Below are 18,685 nucleotides of genomic sequence, written 5' to 3' on the forward strand. Positions count from 1 at the left end.
CCGTTGTGCACCACCGATGCCGGTGAGTCAGCCCACCAGCTGCGTCAGGGCGGTGCGCAGGTCGGTGGCCGGGCGGCCGAGGAGCCGTTTCAGGTCGGTCGGCGGGACGTCCAGCTCGCCGGCGGCCGTGGCCAGCTCGAGCGCGAGCACGAAGTCCGCGGTGCCCTCGTCGAGGCCGGCGGCCAGCAGCCCGGCGCGGAACTCCGCCGGCGGCAGGTCGCGGTAGGCGAGGTCGGTGCCGGTGACCTCCCCGAGGACGGCGGCGAGCTCGGCCATCGTGAAGGCCGGGCCGCCGAGCTCGTACGTCGCGGTGTCCGGCTCGTCGGCCAGCAGGGCCGCAGCGGCGGCCTCGGCGTAGTCGGCGCGCGTCGCCGCGGCCACCCGCCCCTCGCCGGCCGCGCCGACGATCGCCCCGGTCGCGCGGTACTGCGGCAGCTGGGCGGTGTAGTTCTCGACGTACCAGCTGTTGCGCAGCAGGACGGTGTCGATGCCCGAGTCGCGCAGCAGCTGCTCGGTCAGCCGGTGCTCCACCGCGAGCGGGGTGCTGTTCGTGTCGGCGTTCGCGATGCTCGTGTAGACGATCCGCTGCACGCCGGCCGCCCGTGCCGCGGTGACCACGTTGCGGTGCTGCACCTCGCGGCGGCCCGCCTCACTGCCGGAGACGAACAGCAGCCGGTCCACCCCGGCGAACGCGGCCTCGAGGGCGGCGGGGTCGCCGTAGTCGGCCACCCGCACCTGGACACCGCGCGCGGCCAGGTCGGCCGCCTTGCCGGCGTCGCGGACGACGGCCACGAGATCGGAGGGGGCCACGCCCCGGTCGAGCAGGGACGAGACGGCGAGGCGACCGAGGTGCCCGGTCGCGCCGGTGACGGCGAAGAGGCTCATGCGCGGGGCAAGGTGCATGAAGCCTCAACCATTCCCGGCGGGGGTGACGTCGCTCAGGTGCCGTAGCGCAGGGCCGCGCGCTGACGGGCCTTGGTGGCCTCGACCTCGCGGTCCTTGGGCGGGGCCGTCGTCACCAGCTCGGCCAGGAGCCGGGAGGAGACCTCGGCGATCTCCTCCACGGCCCGGTCGAACGCCTCGGTGTTGACCCGGGAGGGCTTGGTCGTCCCACTGATCTTGCGCACGTACTGCAGCGCGGCGGCACGGATCTCGTCGTCGGTCGCCGGCGGCTCGAAGTTCGACAGCGGGCGGATGTTCCGGCACATGCCCGGAGCCTAAGAGGGACGCCGGGCCGTGCCCACCCGTCAGGCGGGGAAGCCCGCGCGGTCGACCTTGCGGTGGAAGCGGTCGCCGAGCTTCCCGCCGAGCATCGCCCCCAGCAGCGTGGCCAGCAGGATCGCGACCAGGGTGACGACGGCGCCGCTGGTCGCGGTGCCCTCGTCGATCGGGATGCGCGGCAGGTCGAGCTCCTGCAGCACGTTGTACTGGGCACCGGCGATCGCGCCGACCGCGGCCAGCACGAGGACGACGACCAGCCCGATGACCCAGACGGCGATGCCCTGCCGGACGCCGTCGAAGCGGGCCATCCGGCCGGCGACGTACCCGCCCGCCAGGTAGGCGAGGAACAGCACGACGAGCACGGCGATCGCGCCGCCCAGCCCGATCGTCTCCGCCTGCTCGGCGGCCTCGTCGGCCGAGTCCATGCCCTGGGCCAGGCCCAACACCACGCCGGCCGCACCCAGCAGGCTGATGAGCAGCACGGCCAGCCCGTTGGCCGACAGCCAGCCGAAGAACGCCGCGCCCCACCTGATCCCGCCGAAGGTGGCCCGCTGGGCGTCGACCGCCTCGCGTGCGGTCGGGGGAGCGGTGTGCCGGCCGGCGGAGTCGGTGACCGCCGGCTGGACGACGGTCTCGTCGCGTCGGTCGGCGGTGGGTCCGTTGTTCGCCATGGTGGGTCTCCTTCGCAAGCGGACGCGGTCCGCGTCGGTCCCCCGGGGCAGTCGTCCCCGCCCCGGTTCCCGCCTCTGACCTGCGCACACGCGGTGTCGCCCGGTCGGGCGAACGGGTAGGGACGGCGACGAGGCGGAAGGGGGCGGCGATGGCGGTGCTGCTGGTCGACGTGGCGAACGTCGTGGGCTCGCGGCCCGACGGCTGGTGGCGCGACCGGGCCGGCGCCACCGCCCGGCTGCTCGCGCGGCTGGCCGCCCTGGCCGGCCGGACCCTTCTCGGGCCCGACGGCGCACCGGTGCACTGCGAGGCGGTGGTCGCGGTCGTGGAGGGCCGGGCCCGGGACGTGCCCGGCGTGGACCCGGTGCGGCTGGTCCGGGCGCCGGGCAGCGGGGACGACGCGCTCGCCGCGGAGGCCGCCGCCCTGGACGCCGAGGGCCGGGCCGTCCTCGTGGTGACGGCGGACCGCGGGCTGCGCGACCGGCTGCCGGGCGCGGTGGAGGTCGTGGGGCCGGGCTGGCTGCTCGCGCGCCTGGACGAGGTCGCGGCCGGTTGACGTGCGCACCCCTCGGGTAGGCGTGCGGACGTCGCCCCAGCAGAGGAGCTGATCCACCTCATGCCGATCCCGTCCGACGGCACACCCCTGACCGCGCTCATCACCGGTGCCTCCAGCGGCATCGGCCGCGCCACCGGCCTCGAACTGGCCGGCCGCGGTGCCCAGCTGGTGCTCGTGTCCCGCGGCCGCGACTCGCTGGAGGAGGCCGCCGCCGAGATGCGCGCCGCCGGCGCCAAGGAGGTCGTGGTCTGCCCCGGCGACGTCACCGACGAGGACCAGATCCGGGCCGCGGTCAGCGCCGCGACCGGGCGGTTCGGCCGGCTCGACGTCGTCGTCCACTCCGCGCAGGTGATGGCCTACGGCACCGTTGAACAGCTGCCGCGCGAGATCTTCCAGACCGTCGTCGACACCGCCCTGCACGGCACCGCCAACCTCGCCCGCGTCGTCCTCCCGGTCTTCCGCGAGCAGCACGCCGGGCACCTCGCCGTCGTCAACTCGCTGCTCGGCAACATCTCCGCCCCGTTCATGGGCAGCTACGTGGCGGCGAAGTGGGGGCAGCTGGGCCTCGTGCGCACGCTGCAGCTGGAGACGCGCGACGAACCGGGCATCTCGATCTCGATCGTGCAGCCGGGAGGGGTGAACACCCCCATCTACACCCAGGCCGCCTCGTGGGTGGGCAGCACCGGCCGGCCGCCACCGCCGGTCTACTCGCCGTTCCGGGTGGCCCGCAGCGTGCTGTCGACCCTCGACCGGCCGCGCCGGGTGGTGCAGTCGGGCGTGTTCAACCCGATCATCACCGCGGGCTTCCGGCTGGTCCCCGGCGTCTACGACGTCCTGGTCGGGCCGCTTCTCAAGCAGCTGGCGATCGCGAACGACGACGTGCCGCCGACCACCGGGAACGTGCTGGAGAGCAGGCCTTCGGGCAACGCGACCGAGGGGCGCTGGCGCAGCATCTGAGGAACGGCGTGGCGGCGGCGTGAACTCCGTGTTCCATGCCGTCGCAACCCGTTGCCCAGCGGTGGGGGACAGGGCCAGGCTGGCGACCCCGGGCTCGCGGGGGCCGACCGGAGAGGCCCGCCATGACCGTCGAACCCAGCGCCCGGTCCGCCCACCACTCCGCCGGTGTCGAGGCGGAGACGGTCGACGCGGGCTACCTGCAGAAGCGGCAGCTGCAGACCGGTACCGCGGGCTGGGTGCTGCTGGCAGGGCTCGGCGTGGCCGCGGTGATCTCCGGCGACTACGCCGGGTGGAACTTCGGCCTCGCCGAGGGCGGCTTCGGCGGGCTGCTGGTCGCCGTCGTCCTCATGGCGGTCATGTACGGGTCGATGGGGCTCGGGCTGGCCGAGCTCGGCTCGGCGCTGCCGACCGCCGGTGGCGGGTACACGTTCGCGCGCCGGGCGCTCGGGCCCTGGGGCGGGTACGCGACCGGGGTGGCCGTGCTCATCGAGTACGCGATCGCGCCCGCCGCGATCGCCACCTTCATCGGGGCCTACGTGGAGTCCCTCGGCCTGTTCGGCCTCACCGACGGCTGGTGGGTCTACCTCGCCGCCTACGCGCTGTTCATCGGCGTCCACCTGCTCGGTGTCGGCGAGGCGCTCAAGGTCATGCTGGCCATCGCCGCGGTCGCGGTCGCCGGCCTCGTGCTCTACCTGGTGGGTGCGATCCCCGCCTTCGACTCCGGCAACCTCCTCGACATCGCCCCGACCGACGCCGCCGGCGCCTCGGACTTCCTGCCGCAGGGCTGGCTGGGCGTGTGGGCCGCCTTCCCGTTCGCCATCTGGTTCTTCCTCGCCGTGGAGTGCGTGCCGCTGGCGTCGGAGGAGGCCCGCGACCCCGCCCGCGCGCTGCCGCGGGGGATCGTCGCGGCCATGGGCGTGCTGCTCGTCCTCGCCGTCCTGATGCTGGTGTTCACCGCGGGGGCCGGCGGCTCGGAGGCGATGTCGGCCAGCGGGAACCCGCCGGTCGAGGCGCTGGAGGTGGCCGGCGCGTCGGACGCCCTCACCGACGTCGTCAACTACGCGGGGCTGTTCGGGCTGGTCGCCAGCTTCTTCTCGATCATCTACGCCTACTCGCGCCAGACGTTCGCGCTCTCCCGCGCCGGCTACCTGCCGAGGTCGCTGTCGGTGACCAACCGCCGGAGGGCCCCGGTGCTCGCCCTGCTGGTCCCCGGGGCCATCGGCTTCGTGCTGTCGCTGACCGGCGAGGGCGCGATGCTGCTCAACATGGCCGTCTTCGGGGCGACGGTCTCCTACGTGCTCATGATGGTCAGCCACATCGTGCTGCGCCGCCGCGAGCCCGAGCTGCACCGGCCCTACCGGACCCCCGGCGGGGTCGCGACGACCGGCGTCGCGCTGGTGCTGGCCGCGGCGGCGGTGGTCGCCACCTTCCTGGTCGACGTCGAGGCGGCGCTGTGGACGCTGGCCGCCTACGCGGTCTTCCTCGCCTACTTCGCCCTCTACAGCCGGCACCACCTCGTCGCCTCCGCGCCCGAGGAGGAGTTCGCGCTGCTGGCCGCCGCCGACGAGGAGGTGCGGTGACCGTCCGCCGGACCACGCTCGGGGGGCACACCTACGAGTTCGCCTCGCTGTCCGACCTGCTCGCCCGCGCGACCCCGCACCGCTCGGGCGACGTGCTGGCGGGGTGCGCCGCGGCGTCGGCGGCCGAGCGGGTGGCCGCGCAGACGGTGCTGGCCGACCTGCCGCTGGCGACGTTCCTGGAGGAGCAGGTCGTCGGCTACGACGAGGACGACGTCACCCGGCTGATCCTCGACACCCACGACGCGACCGCCTTCGCGCCGGTCGCGTCGCTGACCGTGGGGGAGTTCCGCGACCGGCTGCTGGCGTGGGCGGCCGCCGGCGACGAGCCGGCGATCGCGGCGCTCGCGCCCGGGCTCACCCCGGAGATGGTCGCAGCGACGTCGAAGCTGATGCGCAATGCCGACCTGGTGGCGGTCGGGCGCCGCGCGCGGGTGGTCACCGGGTTCCGGTCGACGCTGGGGCTGCCCGGCCGGCTGGCCTCCCGGCTGCAGCCCAACCACCCGACCGACGATCCGCTGGGCGTCACCGCGTCGATCCTCGACGGGCTGCTGCACGGTTCCGGTGACGCCGTCATCGGCATCAACCCGGCCACCGACTCGCCGGCGCAGACCGTGGCGCTGCTCGAGCTGGTCGACGCCGTCATCGCGCGGTACGGGATCCCGACGCAGTCCTGCGTGCTCGCCCACGTGACGACGACGCTGCGCGCGCTGGAGCAGGGGGCGCCGGTGGACCTGGTCTTCCAGTCGGTCGCCGGCACCCAGGGCGCCAACCGCGGGTTCGGCGTCACCCTCGACCTGCTCGCCGAGGCCCGCGCGGGCGCCCTGGCGCTGGGCCGCGGGACGGTGGGACGGGACGTCATGTACTTCGAGACCGGCCAGGGGTCGGCGCTGTCGGCCGACGCGCACCGGGGGATCGACGGCCGGCCCGTGGACCAGCAGACGCTCGAGGCGCGGGCGTACGGCGTGGCCCGCCACTTCCGGCCGCTGCTGGTCAACACCGTCGTCGGCTTCATCGGGCCGGAGTACCTCTACGACGGCAAGCAGGTGCTGCGCGCCGGCCTGGAGGACCATTTCTGCGGCAAGCTGCTCGGCCTGCCGATGGGCGTGGACGTCTGCTACACCAACCACGCCGAGGTGGACCCCGACGACACCGACGCGCTGATGCTGCTGCTCGGGGCGGCCGGCTGCTCGTTCGTCATCGCCGTCCCGGGGTCCGACGACGTGATGCTGCACTACCAGTCGCTGTCGTTCTCCGACGTCCTCACCGCCCGGCAGGTGCTCGGGCTGCGGCCCGCGCCGGAGTTCGAGGAGTGGCTGGCGCGGATGGACCTGCTCGCCGAGGACGGCCGGGTGCGCGAGCTGGCACCGGACGCGCCCGCGGCGAAGGCGCTGCTCGCGGCGGCGCGGCCGTGAGCGTCGTCGGGGACGACCCCTGGGCGGTCCTGCGCGGCGCGACCCGGGCCCGCGTGGCGCTGGGCCGGGCCGGTGACGCGCTGCCGACCTCCCGCGAGCTGGAGTTCCGCCGCGCGCACGCGGTCGCCCGCGACGCGGTGCACGCGCCGCTGCAGCCCGAGGTCGTGCGGGCCGCGCTGCCCGGCTCCGAGGTGCTCGAGGTGCGCTCGGCCGCGGCCGGCCGGGCGGAGTACCTGCAGCGCCCCGACCTCGGCCGGCAGCTCGCCGAGGGCACCGACCTGCCGGCCACCGGCGCGGACCTGGGCATCGTGATCGCCGACGGGCTCTCGCCGCGGGCCGTGCACGAGCACGCGGGTGGGCTGGTGACGGCGCTGCTGGCTCGGCTGCCGGGCTGGTCGGTGGCGCCGCTCGTGCTGGCGCACCAGGGCCGGGTCGGGCTGGGGGACGCCGTCGGGGCGGCGCTGGGAGTGCGCGCCGTCGTCGTGCTCATCGGTGAGCGGCCGGGGCTGTCGTCGGCGGACTCCCTGGGTGCCTACCTGACCTGGGACCCGCGCCCGGGGCGGGTGGACTCGGAGCGCAACTGCGTCTCCAACGTCCGCCCGCCCCACGGGCTGGGCTACGACCAGGCGGCCGGCACGATCGCCGCGCTGCTGGCCGGCGCCTGCGAGCTGGGCGCCTCCGGGGTCGCGCTCAAGGACGAGGCGGCGCTCCCCGGATGAGTCAGGCCGTCGCGGAGACGCCGCGCGCCACCTCGCCGGGGCGCTGTTGCTCGCCGGCGTAGGAGCTGATCGCGACCAGCACACCGGTCAGCGCCGGGATGACCCACTGCAGGGTGTCCAGCTGCTGCTGGGCGGCGGCGACGTCGGGAGCCAGCGCCTTGGTGCGCCGGCTGGGCCAGGTGCCCCGCTTGGAGGGCGGGCTCCCGGCGGCGGACACCTTCTGGCCGAGCACCCGGCTGTAGGCGGTGGCACCGAGGGCGGCGGCGGTGACCAGGGTCTTGAGCGCGGACATGCCGGCGACGCCCTGCTGGGCGGCGACCCGCTCCTTGTCGGCCCGGAGCTGGCCGACGCTGCCGACCAGGTGGGCGCCGATGGCGGCGGCGTTGACCGGGGTCCACCGGTCCCAGCCGGCGTTGGCCACGCGGCCGGTGGCGGCGTCGGAACCGGCCTCGCCCGCGGCGGAGTTCAGCGCGACCGCGTTGGCCAGCGTGCCTCCGAACCAGGCGGACAGGCCGAGGTCGTGGAGCGTGCGGGAGAGCGTGTGGCGGGCCATGGGGATCTCCAGGGCTGGGGGACGGACGGTCCGTCGTCCCTACCCTGCGCCGCCGGGGGCACACCGGTGGCACGCAACCGATCAGGCGCGGCTCTCGGGTCGCGACTCCGGGATGTCGGGCGAGAGCTCGTCGTCCCGCGGCGGTGCCTTCCACTCCACGAGGAGCAGCGACGCGTCGTCGCTGGTCCGGCCGCGGCGAGCGGCGGTCAGCGCGTGCGACAACCGGCGCACCGTCTCGGCGGCCTGCAGGCCCTCGGTGGTCGTCTGCTCCAGGACCTCGCGCAGCCGCTTCTCGCCGAACTGCTCGCCGCCGTCCAGCCGCTCCTCGACGACGCCGTCGGTGAAGAAGAGCAGCCGGTCGCCCTGCTCGAGCTGGTGGGACTGCACGTGCGGCTCGCCACCGCCGAACCCGATGGGCCGGCTCACCGGTCCGGTGAGCTCGCCGATCACCGCCCCGTCCCGCACCCACAGGGCCGGCGGATGGCCCGCGTTGACCCACGTCAGCTCGCCGGCGCGGAGGTCGAGCCGGGCCAGGTGGGCAGTGGCGAACTTGCCGGGGAACATCGCCGCGACCGCCCGGTCGGTCTCGGCGTACAGCTCCACCAGGGACAGGTCGCGCCGCCGGCCGTGCCGGTAGGCGGCCAGGACGACGGTGGCCATCGTCGCGGCCTCGAGCCCGTGCCCCATCGCGTCGAGGGCCAGCAGGTGCAGCACGTGCTTGTTCACGGCGTAGTCGAAGCTGTCCCCGCCCACCTCGTAGGCGGGCTCGAGCGCTCCGGAGAGGTCGACGTCCGGGGTCGTCATCGCCAGCGGCGGCAGGCTCTGCCGCTGCAGCTGCGCGGCGAGACCGAGCTCCTGCGTCGTGCGCACGTGCATGAAGGTGTCGGTGTAGTCGTCCTTCGTCACGACGAGGTCGGCCACCAGGCCCGCCACCCGCTGCGCGAGGCGCCGGTCGTGCGCGCCGACGGCGGGCAGCGTGAAGGAGAGAACGCCGACCCGATCGGATCCGTCGAGCATCGGCAGGTGCAGGCGGACCCCGCCGGGGACCGCCACCTCGATCGGCTGGTCGGTGGCGAAGGCGGTGCCGATCGTGCTGCCGTCGATGGGCTCGCCGTCCCCGACGAGGCCGCGGCCCTCGACCGGCTGGAGGGTCACCTGGTCGAGGTCCTGGAGGTGGATGCTCACCTCGCTCGCCCCCGCGTGGGTGAGCTCCTGCGCGACGAGTGGACCGACCAGGCGTGGGGGCATGAGGTGGGCCCGGTCCAGCAGCGCCCCCAGCAGCCGCTCGCCGAGGCTCTCGTGCAGCCCGAGGTCGCCGGTGGTGTCCCGGAACCCGACCGTGGGCGAGCTCTCGTGGTCCTCGGGTGAGCCGTCGTCGTGCGATCCGTCGTTCGCCACCGGTCCTGCATGCGCGATCGGGGTGGCGGTCAAACTCGGACCGTCCCCGCGGCGGTGTCAGCGACGGCGCAGCAGCCGGGCGACGCGGTGGGTGCGGCCGGCGCGCAGCTCGGCCGGCGTCGGTGGCGCAGGCTCCGGGACGGCGGCGAGGGCGGCGTGCCGCTCGTGCAGCCGGGCCCGCACGTCGTCGGGGGTGAGCGCCCGGCGCTGGCGCTCGTCGCGGGCGAGCACCGCACCGGTCGCGGCGACACCGGCGAGGCCGGCCAGTCCGAGCAGCTTCCAGGGGCGCACGTCCGTAACGTAGCGCCCCGTGCCTGCGCTCCCGCTCGACGCCGCGGTCGACCTGACCCGCACCGGTGACGTCTGGATCTTCCGCGGCGCCTCGGTGGCCGACCGGGCGATCCAGACGCTGACCAACGCCCCGGTCAACCACGTCGGCATGGCGGTCGTCCTGGAGGACCTGCCGCCGCTGCTGTGGCACGCCGAGCTCGGGCGGTCGCTGCCCGACGTCTGGTCGGGCCAGCACCAGCGCGGCGTGCAGCTGCACGACCTGCGCGACGCCGTCCTGACCTGGCGCCGGAAGTACGGCCAGCAGCCCTACCTGCGACAGCTGGTCGGGCCGGCCGACGACGGCGGGGTGACCCGGGAGATGGAGGACGCCGTGCTGCGCACCGTGGCGCGGCTGGACGGCCGGCCGTTCCCCACCACCCGCGGGCTGGCCGCCGGCTGGATCAAGGGGCGGCTGGGCCGGCGCACCTCGGCCGAAGGGGTGTACTGCGCGGAGCTGGTGGCTGCGACCTACACCGCGATGGGCCTGCTCCCGGCCACGCGCCCGGAGAACTGGTACGACCCCGGCGCGTTCTGGTCCGGCGACGACCTGGAGCTGCTGCAGGGCGCGGAGCTCGGCGACGAGATCCTCGTGGAAGTGTCGGACCCTGGTGGGAATCTCCGCGCTGACGGGTAGTCCAGCGACCAGGGTGCCGCCGCGTCGAACCAGGGCGCCGGGGCCCGTACAGGAGGGCCATCGTGCTCCAGCCCACCGTCAGCGCCACCGCCTCCCCGGCCACCGCAGCCACCGCCGCCCGGCCGGCGCACTGGCACCGCCCCGACCCCGTGGGTGACGTCCTCGCCGTCGCCTGGCGGCCGGGTGCGGCCGAACCGCGCGAGATCCGCGTCCGGCCCGAGCTGCACGGGCAGCTGCTCGCCGAGCTCGATCCGGACACCCGAGCCGTGGTCGAGGCCTGCCACGTGCTCGGCCACCCGATCGCCGTCCGGCTCGTCGTCGCGGGCGACCTGCCGGTGTGCCCGGGGTTCGAGGTGCTCCGGGCCGGTCCGGCGACGACCGCGGGCTGATCAGCGCCGCACCCGGTAGGTGCTCTGCACCATGCCGCCGGCGAACGTCCGGGTGCGCTCGTGCTCGAGCGCGATGTCGGCCGGGAGCTCGCCGAAGGGCGTGTGGCCGGTGCCGATGAGCACCGGCACCCGGGACAGCGTCAGGTCCCCGATCAGCCCGGCGACCAGGAACTGGTGCACCGTGCGGCCGCCGTCGACGTAGACCCGGCGGTAGCCGGCCGCGGTGAGCGCGTCCACCGCCTGGTCGAAGGACCGGTGCACGACGATCCGCCCGTCGGCGTCGGGGGGCAGCGTGCTGCTGAGGACGTGGACCGGCTTGCCCTGGTAGGGCCACTCGGCCAGCGGGGAGATGACGTCGTAGGTCGACCTGCCCATGACGAGCGCGTCGATGCTCGCGACGAACTCGCCGAACCCGAAGTCGCCGCCCTCGCCGTCGTCGGGCGGTCCGCCGGCGTCGTCGCCGCCGGTGAGCCAGGAGAGGTCGTGGTCGAGGCGGGCGATGAACCCGTCGACGCTCATGCCGAGGAAGACCGAACCGGTGAAGGACGCATCCATCCGGGCAGCGTCCCGCGCCGGTACGACAGTTCTCCGGTGCCGCCGGCGCTAGGCGGACGCGCGGGCGGCGGTCTCGCCGAGCCGGACGACGGTGTCGCCCGCGCGCGGCACGTCGTCGTCGTGGGTCACGCACACGACGACCCGGCCGGCCAGCGCGGTCCGCAGGTCCTCGACCAGCGCCCGGGCGGTCGGCGGGTCCAGGTGCGCGGTGGGCTCGTCGAGCAGGACGACGTCGCGGTCGGCGAGCAGCGCGCGGGCGGCGGCCAGCCGGTGGCGCTCACCCCCGGACAGCGCCGTGCCGCCTGCCCCGACGGGGGTGTCCAGCCCGCCGGGCAGCGCGGCCAGCAGCGGGCCCAGCCCGGCGGCGGTCAGCGCCCGGGTCATCCGGGCCTCGCCGTCGGGACCGGCCAGCACGCCGCGGGGTGCGGCCACGGCGAGGTTGGCCCGGATGCTGCCGGCGAAGACGTGCGCCTCCTGCGGCAGCCAGGCGAGGGGCGCGCGCACGGCGTCGCCGGCCAGCCGCGCGGTGTCGACGTCGCCGAGCCCGTAGCGCCCGGCGCGGGGGCGCAGCGACGCCATCAGCACGGCGAGGAAGGTCGACTTGCCCGCGCCCGAGGGGCCGCGCACCACCAGCCAGCCGTCGCCGGCGCGGGCCTGTGCGGTGAGCCCCCGCAGCACGTCCGGCCCGCCCGGCCACCCGGCCGCCAGCTCCTCGACGGCGAGGTGGTGGACCGCCGGCGGTGCAGGCACCGGGTCGGCCGGGTCCGGGGGCGGGGGCGTGGCAAGCACCGCGTCGAGCCGGGCGCGGGCGTCCAGCAGCGCGCCGCGCCGCTGGAGCGCGGGGACCAGGCCGGCGAGCGGCTCGGCCAGCGCGAGCGGCGCCAGCGCCACGACGGCGAGCGCCGGGCCGGTCAGGCCGCCGCCCGTGGCCACGGCGGTCGCGAGCACGGCGGCCAGACCGGTGCCCAGCGCGACCAGCCCGGTGCCCAGGGCGGCCGCCCGGTCGCCGGTGCGGACGATGTCCGCCTGCGTGCCGGCCCGCGCGGCCAGCTCGCCCGCCGTCCGCGCTGCGAGCCCGTGCGCCCGCAGGTCGTCGGCGCCGTCGAGCGCCGTCGTGGTGTCCTGCAGCGCGGCGACCCGGAGCGAGTCGGCCGCACGGGCCGCCCCGGCGTCGACCCGGCGGTGGACGGCGAGCACGGCGGCGACGGTGAGCGCGAGCACCGCGGCGACCGTCCCGGCGGCAGCGACGTCGACCAGCGCCAGCGCGAGCACGGTCGCCACCGGCACGGCTGCGGCGACGACCAGCGCCGGGCGCACCCGCACGGTCAGCTCCTGCACGACGCCGACGTCGCCGACCAGCCGGGCGAGGGCCGCGCCGGGGGTGCGGTCGGCGGCCAGGCCCTGGGCGGCCAGCGCCCGCCAGACACGGACCCGGGTCGTGGCGGCCAGCCGGAGCGCGGCGTCGTGCGCGGCCAGCCGCTCCAGCCAGCGCAGCACCGCCCGGCCGATGCCGAAGAACCGGACGCCGGCGGTGGCGACCAGCAGCGTGAGCACCGGCGGCATCTCCGCGGCCCGCACGATCAGCCAGCCGGAGACGGCGGTCAACGCGACCCCGGCGCCCGCGGAGAGCGCCCCCAGCAGCCCCGCCCGGGCCAGCACCCCGCGCGGCGCGGGCACCTCTGCCGGCTCCGCCGCCGTCCCCGCCTCCACGACGGACTTTCTGTACCGAAAGTCCGGGGCGGCGCCGGGACTTTCGGTACAGAAAGTCCGCGCGGGGAGCACGACGGTGCGGTCGGCGAGGGCGGCCAGAGCCGGGTCGTGGGTCGCGGCCAGCACCGTCACGGTGCCGCGCAGCTCCCGGAGGACGGCGGTGACCTGCGCGCGGGCGTCGTCGTCCAGGTGCGCGGTGGGCTCGTCGAGCAGGAGCACGGTGGCCCCGCGGCGGATGCGGACCAGGGCCCGGGCCAGCGCCACCCGCTGCAGCTGGCCGGGGGAGAGCTGCTGAGGGGCGCGGCCGGCGAGGTCGGCCGCCCCCACCCGGGCGAGCGCCTCGACCACGTACGCCTCGCCGACGACCTCGTCCGCCCCGGGCACGGAGCCCGCATGCCGGCGCAGCTCGTCGGCGACGGTCGCGCCGGTGGTGCGCGGGAACTGCGGCACGTACGCGACGGCGCCGACGCCGCTGACGACCCCGCCCTGGACGGCGTCGGGGCTCAGCACGCCGGCCACCGCGGCCAGCAGCGTCGACTTGCCCGAGCCGCTGGCCCCGGTGAGCGCCACGAACTCGCCCGGGCGGACGGCGAGATCGGTCGGGGGCAGCGCGGCGACGGTCCGGCCCGGATGGCGCACGGTGAGCCTCCGCACGGCGACGTCGGCACCGCGCGGGTCGTCGTCGACTCCCGGCACGGCCCGGGTGGGTGCCGGGGCGGCGAGCACCGCCCGCGCCTCGGCCGCGGCGAGCGAGGCGTCCTCGGCGGCGTGGTGGGCCGAGCCGAGCGCGCGCAGCGGCGCGAACGCCTCCGGTGCGAGCAGCAGTGCGGTGAGCCCGACGGCCAGCGCGAGGTCGCCGTGCACGAGCCGCAGCCCGACGGTGACCGCGACCAGGGCCACCGACAGCGTCGCGATCAGCTCGAGCACCAGCGCGGAGAGGAAGGCGATCCGGAGGGTGGCCATCGTGCGGGTGCGGTGCGCCTCGCCGAGCCGGGCGAGCGCCCGCGCCTGGTCGGCGGCGCGGCCCAGGCCCACCAGCACGGGCAGACCGCGGACCAGCTCGGCGACGTGGGCGGCGATCCGGTCCAGGGCGCGGGCGGAGTCGGCCGTGGCGCTCTGCGTGTACCGCCCGACCAGCACCATGAACAGCGGGACCAGCGGCAGGGTGACCGCGACGAGCACCGCGGAGAGCAGGTCGGTGGCGGCGAGGACGAGCAGCAGCGCGGGCGGGACCACGAGCGTGCGTGCCAGCGCCGGCAGGTAGGTCGCGAGCGCGGGGCCGAGGTCGTGCAGCCGGGTGGTCGCGAGCACCGCGGCCGGGCCGGGACCGCCGGCGGCGGCGACGGCGGCCGGCGAGGCGGTCAGCCGGTCCAGCAGCGCATGGCGCAGCCGGTCCTCGGCGCGGCGGGCGTCCCGGGCGGCCAGCGCGTCGCCGGCAGCGCCCGCGGCCGAGCGGAGCGCCGCCCCCGCGGCGGCGACCAGCAGCGGGCCGGCCAGCGGTCCCTCCGCGAGACCGGAGCCGCGTGCCACGGCGTGCGCCAGGCCGGCCGCGAGCAGCACCAGGCCGGCGGTCTGCGCCAGCGCCGCTGCCGCCGCGCGCACCAGCGCGCCGGTCAGCCCCGGAACCCCGGCCAGCGCGCCGAGCGGTCCGCGCCCGCTCACGCCGGCACGGCCTCGTCGTGCACCGGCTCGGCGGTCAGCCGCTTCCGGAACACCCAGTACGTCCACGCCTGGTAGCCGAGCACCACGGGGAGGCCGACACCGGCGGCCCAGGTCATCACGGTGAGGGTGTAGTCGCTGACCGAGGCGTCGGCGGCGGTCACGTCGAAGGCGACGTCGATCGTCGAGGGCAGGACGACGGGATAGGCGGCGCCGAAGATGGTCGCGGCCGAGGCCACGAGCAGCACCGCCCAGGCGGCGAACGCCGAGCCCTCCCGGTCCAGCCGGATCTTGGCCCACGCGACGACCACGGCCGCCGCGGCGACCAGCCAGAGCACCCCGGTGACCGGCGTCCCGTAGCGCAGGTGGGTGATGCCCGCCCAGGCCAGCAGCGGCAGCGCGGCCACCGGCGACCAGCGCCGCGCGAACGCCCGGGCCCGCAGCCGCACGTCGCCGTCGACCTTGAGCGCGAGGAACAGCGCCCCGTGCACGAGCGAGAACCCGAGGACGGCGAGCGCGCCGAGCAGCGCCGGCCAGGAGTAGCCGGCGAAGGGGCCGCCGACCCGGATGCCGTCGGCGTCGACGGGCAGGCCGAGGGTGGTCGCGCCCAGCGCCGCGCCGATGCCCAGGGCGGCGATCAGCGAGCCGCCGGTGATGACCTTCGTCCACGTCGCGTCCCAGCCCTCGGTGTGATGGGAGTGCCGCCACTCGAAGGCCACCGCCCGGATGATCAGGCCGAACAGCACGAGCACGAACGGCAGGTACATCGCCGGGAGCCAGGTCGCGTACCAGCCGGGGAAGGCGGCGAACACCGCGCCGACCGCGGTGATCAGCCAGACCTCGTTGCCGTCCCACAGCGGGCCGATGCTGCGCAGCATGAGGTGCCGGTCCTGCGGCTTGCGGCCGAGCACGGGCAACAGGGCCGCGACGCCGAAGTCGAACCCCTCGAGCAGGAGGAAGCCGGTCCACAGCACCGCGACGGCGGCGAACCAGAGGGTGGGCAGGTCCACGGGAACGCTCCTGGTCAGTAGGCGAACTGGAGGACGTCGTCGTCGCGGCGCGGTGTCTCGCCGTCGCCGTCGTCCGGTGGTTCCGGGGTGGGGGAGCCATCGCCGGTGGTGACGCCGGCGCGCACGAACCGGCCGATCAGCCACAGCTCCACGATCGCCAGCGCGGCGTAGACGACGGTGAGCGCGATGAGCGAGGTCCAGACCTCCGCGGCGCTGATGCCGGGGGAGACGGCCTGGGCGGTGAAGAACCAGACCTGGTCCTCCACCGGCACGTCCGGGTTCGGGTGGACGACGAACGGCTGGCGGCCCATCTCGGTGAAGATCCAGCCCGCGGCGTTCGCGACGAAAGGAGCGCCGACGGCGAGCAGCGAGCCGTACACGCCGATCCGCGACGTCGGCACTCGCCCCCGGCGGGTGGACCACAGGGCGTACGCGGCGACCCCGGCCGACACCGCACCCATGCCGATCATCAGCCGGAAGCTCCAGTAGGTGACCGCCAGCAGGGGCGTGTAGTCGATCGGCTCCCCGGCCTTGTCCCCGAAGCTCGGGTCGTCGGGGTAGGTCTCGCCGTAGACGGCCGCGTACTCCTCCTGCAGCTCGTTCACGCCCGGGACGGCGGTGGAGAAGTCGCCGTGGGCGAGGTAGCTGAGGACGTACGGGACGGTCAGCGAGTGCACGTCGTCGCACTCGTTGTTGCCGAGCTTGCCCCAGGCGAAGATCGAGAAGGACGCCGGCGCCTCGGTCTCGCAGAGCGCCTCGGCCGAGCTCATCTTGAGCGGCTGCTGCTCGTACATGAGCTTGCCCTGCCAGTCGCCGGTCAGCGCCGTCAGCACGAACGCGGCCAGCGAGACCCAGCCGCCGAGCCGTACCGAACGGCGCCACACGGCGTGGTCGACGTCCGTGGCCGGCTGCCCGGCCAGCTTCCGCCGGCGCAGGTGCCACAGCCCGATGCCGACCAGCAGCGCGCCCGCGACCATGAGGGCGGCGACGATCGCGTGGCTGAACGCGGCGAGCGCGGTGTTGTTGGTGAGGACGGCGAGGAAGTCCGTGTGCACCGGCCGGCCGTCCTCGCCCACCGTGACGCCGACCGGGTGCTGCATCCACGAGTTGGCCGCGATGATGAAGTACGCGCTGACGATCGAGCCGATGACCGCCGCCCACAGCGCGGCCAGGTGCAGCCTCTTCGGGATGCGGCCCCAGCCGAAGATCCACAGGCCGAGGAACGTCGACTCCAGGAAGAACGCCAGCAGCGCCTCGAGGGCCAGCAGCGAGCCGAAGACGTCGCCGACGAAGCGCGAGTACTCCGACCACGCCAGGCCGAACTGGAACTCCTGCACCAGGCCGGTGGCCACGCCGAGCACGAAGTTGATCAGGTAGATGCGGCCCCAGAAGCGGGTCATCCGCAGCCACTCGGGCTTGTCGGTGCGCACCCACATGGTGTGCATGACCGCGACCAGGATCCCCAGGCCGATGGTCAGCGGCACCATCAGGAAGTGGTAGACGGTGGTGATCCCGAACTGCCAGCGCGCGATGTCCAGCGTGTCCATGCCCAGGACGTCCACGGCACCTGCTCCTCGTCTCGCGGCGATGACCGTCGTACGATCGACACGTTCTTTCTACGCCGAGTAGAAGAAACTTTTCTACGACACGTAGAAGAACGTGCTGTGACCCGTACGACAGGAGGAGCGATGGCCTCGCTGGGCGAGCTGGAGCGGGCCGTCATGGACCAGCTGTGGTCGGCCGACGGTCCGGTCGCGGCGACCGAGCTGCGCGCGGGGCTCGCCGACCGCGGCGTTGCGCTGACCACGGTGCACACCGTGCTGACCCGGCTCGAGCAGAAGGGCTTCGTCACCCACGACGAGGCCCGGCCGCGCCGCTTCACCGCCCGTGCGAGCCGCGAGGACCACGCCGCCGAGCTCATGCACGAGGTGCTCGGCCAGGCCGCGGACCGGCAGGCCGTGCTGGCGCGGTTCGTCGGCAGCGTCAACGAGGACGAGGCCCGGATGCTGCGCGAGCTGCTCGCTCGCGGCTGACCCCCGTGCTGCCCGTCACCGCGGCCGCCCTCGCCGTCCTCGCCGCGCTGCTGGCGTGGCCGGTGCCGGCGCTGCTCGGCCGCGCGCGGTGGCCGGCCCGGGACCCGCTGGTCGCGCTCGTCTGCTGGCAGGCGCTCGGGCTGGCCGGCGGCCTGTCGATCATCGGCGCGCTGCTGGTGCACGGCCTGGCGCCCTGGGGGCACTCGCTGCCCGAGGCGTGGTGGTCGTGGGTGCGCGGCGAGGCGGCCGGCGACCCGGTGCGCGGTGACCACTGGGTGACCATGACGCTGGCCGCGGTGCTCGCCGTCGAGCTGGTGGGCGTGCTGGCGCTGTCCGGGTACCGCACCGCCCGCACCCGGCGTCGGCACCGGGAGCTGCTCGAGCTGGTGGTCGCACCCGGTGCCGCGCCGGACACCCGGCTGCTCGAGCACCCCGCGCCGGTGGCCTTCTGCATCCCCGGCGCCCGGCCGCTGCTGGTGCTCTCCTCCGGGATGGTCGCCGAGCTCGACGAGGCGGAGCTCGCCGCCGTCGTCGCGCACGAGCGGGCGCACCTGCGCGAGCACCACCACCTGTACCTGCTGCCGTTCGTCGCCTGGGAGGCGGCGTTGCCCGTGCTACCGGCGGCCGGGCGCGCGCACGCCGCCGTCCGCGAGCTGGTGGAGATGCGGGCCGACGACGTCGCACTGCCGGAGCTGGACGGCACCGACCCGCGGCGGACCCTGGCGCAGGCGATCGTCGCCGCGGCGGGGCGGCCGGGGGCGGAGGTGCCGGGCGGTGCGCTGGCGGTGACCGGTGGATCGGTGCGGGCCCGCGTCGTCCGGCTGCTGGAGCCGCCGGCCCCGCTGACCCCGGCCGCGCGGGCCGCGGCGCTGCTCGGCGCCGGGCTGCTGCTCCTGCTGCCGACGGCGCTGCTGCTGCTCCCGGCGCTCTAGCCGGCCGCGCCGCGGCGGGCGAGGAGTGCGGAGGCCAGCGCGACCGCTCCGCTGAGCCGGGCCGCGCGCCCGTACCGGGGCGACGCCACGAACGGCAGCATGGTGGCGGCGTGCAGCAGGTCGACGCCGGCCGCCGCGGTCAGGACCGTCGGCCCGGGCCGGGCCAGGACGGCGGCGTGCTGCGCGAGCATGCGGGCGCCGAGCGCGCGGACCAGCCACCGGCGTTCCCGCGGGAACTCCGGCGCGACCGCGTCGAGGACCGGCTGCGGCGCCGCGAGCAGCAGCAACCCGGCGGCGGCGCCGCTCGCCGCGACGAGGCGGACTGCCCGGCGGCGGGGCTGGTCGGGCATCGGGGTCTCCGCTCGCGG

General features: G+C 75.8%; 20 protein-coding genes. 9 read left to right on the plus strand and 11 right to left on the minus strand.

What is annotated here, in order from left to right; genetic code table 11:
* Nucleotides 1-27: 27 nt before the first annotated feature.
* From DQ239_RS17615 to DQ239_RS17625, 3 genes are read right to left on the minus strand one after another with little or no spacing between them, the layout of a single operon-like run.
* Nucleotides 28-885 (minus strand): SDR family oxidoreductase, encoded by an 858-nt coding sequence (locus DQ239_RS17615; protein ID WP_113835717.1) that lies wholly within the window; start codon nucleotides 883-885, stop codon nucleotides 28-30.
* A 53-nt stretch (nucleotides 886-938) separates the two neighbouring features.
* On the minus strand, nucleotides 939-1,208 hold the full coding sequence (locus DQ239_RS17620) for a DUF2277 domain-containing protein (RefSeq protein WP_113835718.1): 270 nt from the start codon (nucleotides 1,206-1,208) through the stop codon (nucleotides 939-941).
* A gap of 39 nt (nucleotides 1,209-1,247) precedes the next feature.
* Nucleotides 1,248-1,892: a hypothetical protein gene (locus DQ239_RS17625; protein ID WP_113835719.1), complete on the minus strand. Its 645-nt coding sequence runs from the start codon at nucleotides 1,890-1,892 to the stop codon at nucleotides 1,248-1,250.
* Between the two features lie 149 nt (nucleotides 1,893-2,041).
* On the opposite strand from DQ239_RS17625, the gene DQ239_RS17630 reads away from it, so the two are divergent.
* The 5 genes from DQ239_RS17630 (at nucleotide 2,042) to eutC (ending at nucleotide 7,114) form a co-directional block, all read left to right on the plus strand.
* On the plus strand, nucleotides 2,042-2,446 hold the full coding sequence (locus tag DQ239_RS17630; RefSeq protein ID WP_113835720.1) for a hypothetical protein: 405 nt from the start codon (nucleotides 2,042-2,044) through the stop codon (nucleotides 2,444-2,446).
* A gap of 60 nt (nucleotides 2,447-2,506) precedes the next feature.
* A complete protein-coding gene (locus DQ239_RS17635; RefSeq protein ID WP_113835721.1) occupies nucleotides 2,507-3,403 on the plus strand; it encodes an SDR family NAD(P)-dependent oxidoreductase in 897 nt (298 codons plus the stop codon).
* Nucleotides 3,404-3,525: 122 nt separating this feature from the next.
* Nucleotides 3,526-4,983, plus strand: a complete 1,458-nt coding sequence (gene eat / locus DQ239_RS17640) for an ethanolamine permease (protein ID WP_113835722.1) — start codon at nucleotides 3,526-3,528, stop codon at nucleotides 4,981-4,983.
* Nucleotides 4,980-6,395: an ethanolamine ammonia-lyase subunit EutB gene (locus DQ239_RS17645; RefSeq protein ID WP_113835723.1), complete on the plus strand. Its 1,416-nt coding sequence runs from the start codon at nucleotides 4,980-4,982 to the stop codon at nucleotides 6,393-6,395. The genes eat and DQ239_RS17645 overlap by 4 nt, the downstream gene beginning before the upstream one ends.
* The gene (eutC, locus tag DQ239_RS17650) at nucleotides 6,392-7,114 is read left to right on the plus strand and encodes an ethanolamine ammonia-lyase subunit EutC (protein WP_113835724.1); all 723 of its coding nucleotides are present in this window, start codon (nucleotides 6,392-6,394) and stop codon (nucleotides 7,112-7,114) included. Before DQ239_RS17645 ends, eutC begins: the two co-directional genes overlap by 4 nt.
* A gap of 1 nt (nucleotide 7,115) precedes the next feature.
* Here the strand turns inward: eutC and DQ239_RS17655 are convergent, their stop codons facing one another.
* The 3 genes from DQ239_RS17655 to DQ239_RS17665 all read right to left on the minus strand — a co-directional run bounded on the left by DQ239_RS17655 (nucleotide 7,116) and on the right by DQ239_RS17665 (nucleotide 9,356).
* Nucleotides 7,116-7,667: a hypothetical protein gene (locus DQ239_RS17655; RefSeq protein ID WP_113835725.1), complete on the minus strand. Its 552-nt coding sequence runs from the start codon at nucleotides 7,665-7,667 to the stop codon at nucleotides 7,116-7,118.
* Between the two features lie 81 nt (nucleotides 7,668-7,748).
* Nucleotides 7,749-9,065: a PP2C family protein-serine/threonine phosphatase gene (locus DQ239_RS17660; RefSeq protein WP_233489453.1), complete on the minus strand. Its 1,317-nt coding sequence runs from the start codon at nucleotides 9,063-9,065 to the stop codon at nucleotides 7,749-7,751.
* A 57-nt stretch (nucleotides 9,066-9,122) separates the two neighbouring features.
* Complete coding sequence (locus DQ239_RS17665) at nucleotides 9,123-9,356, minus strand: hypothetical protein (RefSeq protein WP_113835726.1); 234 nt, start codon at nucleotides 9,354-9,356, stop codon at nucleotides 9,123-9,125.
* A gap of 19 nt (nucleotides 9,357-9,375) precedes the next feature.
* Between DQ239_RS17665 and DQ239_RS17670 the strand changes: the two genes are divergently transcribed.
* Both DQ239_RS17670 and DQ239_RS17675 read left to right on the plus strand, forming a co-directional pair.
* On the plus strand, nucleotides 9,376-10,029 hold the full coding sequence (locus tag DQ239_RS17670; RefSeq protein WP_113835727.1) for a hypothetical protein: 654 nt from the start codon (nucleotides 9,376-9,378) through the stop codon (nucleotides 10,027-10,029).
* Between the two features lie 62 nt (nucleotides 10,030-10,091).
* A complete protein-coding gene (locus DQ239_RS17675) occupies nucleotides 10,092-10,418 on the plus strand; it encodes a hypothetical protein (protein WP_113835728.1) in 327 nt (108 codons plus the stop codon).
* On the opposite strand, the gene DQ239_RS17680 is transcribed toward DQ239_RS17675, so the two are convergent.
* Genes DQ239_RS17680 through DQ239_RS17695 form a run of 4 tightly spaced genes read right to left on the minus strand, consistent with a single transcriptional unit; the run spans nucleotide 10,419 to nucleotide 16,914 of the window.
* Complete coding sequence (locus DQ239_RS17680; RefSeq protein ID WP_113835729.1) at nucleotides 10,419-10,973, minus strand: dihydrofolate reductase family protein; 555 nt, start codon at nucleotides 10,971-10,973, stop codon at nucleotides 10,419-10,421.
* Between the two features lie 48 nt (nucleotides 10,974-11,021).
* Entirely contained in the window at nucleotides 11,022-14,345 is a 3,324-nt protein-coding gene (gene cydC / locus DQ239_RS17685) for a thiol reductant ABC exporter subunit CydC (RefSeq protein WP_113835730.1), read from the minus strand.
* Nucleotides 14,342-15,352: a cytochrome d ubiquinol oxidase subunit II gene (gene cydB, locus DQ239_RS17690; RefSeq protein ID WP_113835731.1), complete on the minus strand. Its 1,011-nt coding sequence runs from the start codon at nucleotides 15,350-15,352 to the stop codon at nucleotides 14,342-14,344. The genes cydC and cydB overlap by 4 nt, the downstream gene beginning before the upstream one ends.
* A 14-nt stretch (nucleotides 15,353-15,366) precedes the next feature.
* Nucleotides 15,367-16,914 carry a cytochrome ubiquinol oxidase subunit I gene (locus tag DQ239_RS17695; protein ID WP_233489454.1) on the minus strand — a complete coding sequence of 516 codons (1,548 nt, stop codon included), beginning with the start codon at nucleotides 16,912-16,914 and terminating at the stop codon, nucleotides 15,367-15,369.
* Nucleotides 16,915-17,040: 126 nt separating this feature from the next.
* On the opposite strand from DQ239_RS17695, the gene DQ239_RS17700 reads away from it, so the two are divergent.
* On the plus strand, nucleotides 17,041-17,385 hold the full coding sequence (locus DQ239_RS17700; protein ID WP_113835732.1) for a BlaI/MecI/CopY family transcriptional regulator: 345 nt from the start codon (nucleotides 17,041-17,043) through the stop codon (nucleotides 17,383-17,385).
* 5 nt (nucleotides 17,386-17,390) lie between these two features.
* The gene (locus DQ239_RS17705; protein WP_113835733.1) at nucleotides 17,391-18,317 is read left to right on the plus strand and encodes a M56 family metallopeptidase; all 927 of its coding nucleotides are present in this window, start codon (nucleotides 17,391-17,393) and stop codon (nucleotides 18,315-18,317) included.
* Here the strand turns inward: DQ239_RS17705 and DQ239_RS17710 are convergent.
* Nucleotides 18,314-18,667, minus strand: coding sequence for a hypothetical protein (locus DQ239_RS17710; RefSeq protein ID WP_113835734.1), 354 nt, complete (start codon nucleotides 18,665-18,667; stop codon nucleotides 18,314-18,316). The two genes, DQ239_RS17705 and DQ239_RS17710, sit on opposite strands and share 4 nt — an antisense overlap.
* Between the last annotated feature and the right edge of the window lie 18 nt (nucleotides 18,668-18,685).

The organism is Blastococcus sp. TF02-09 (genome assembly GCF_003319105.1).
GTDB lineage: Bacteria > Actinomycetota > Actinomycetes > Mycobacteriales > Geodermatophilaceae > Blastococcus.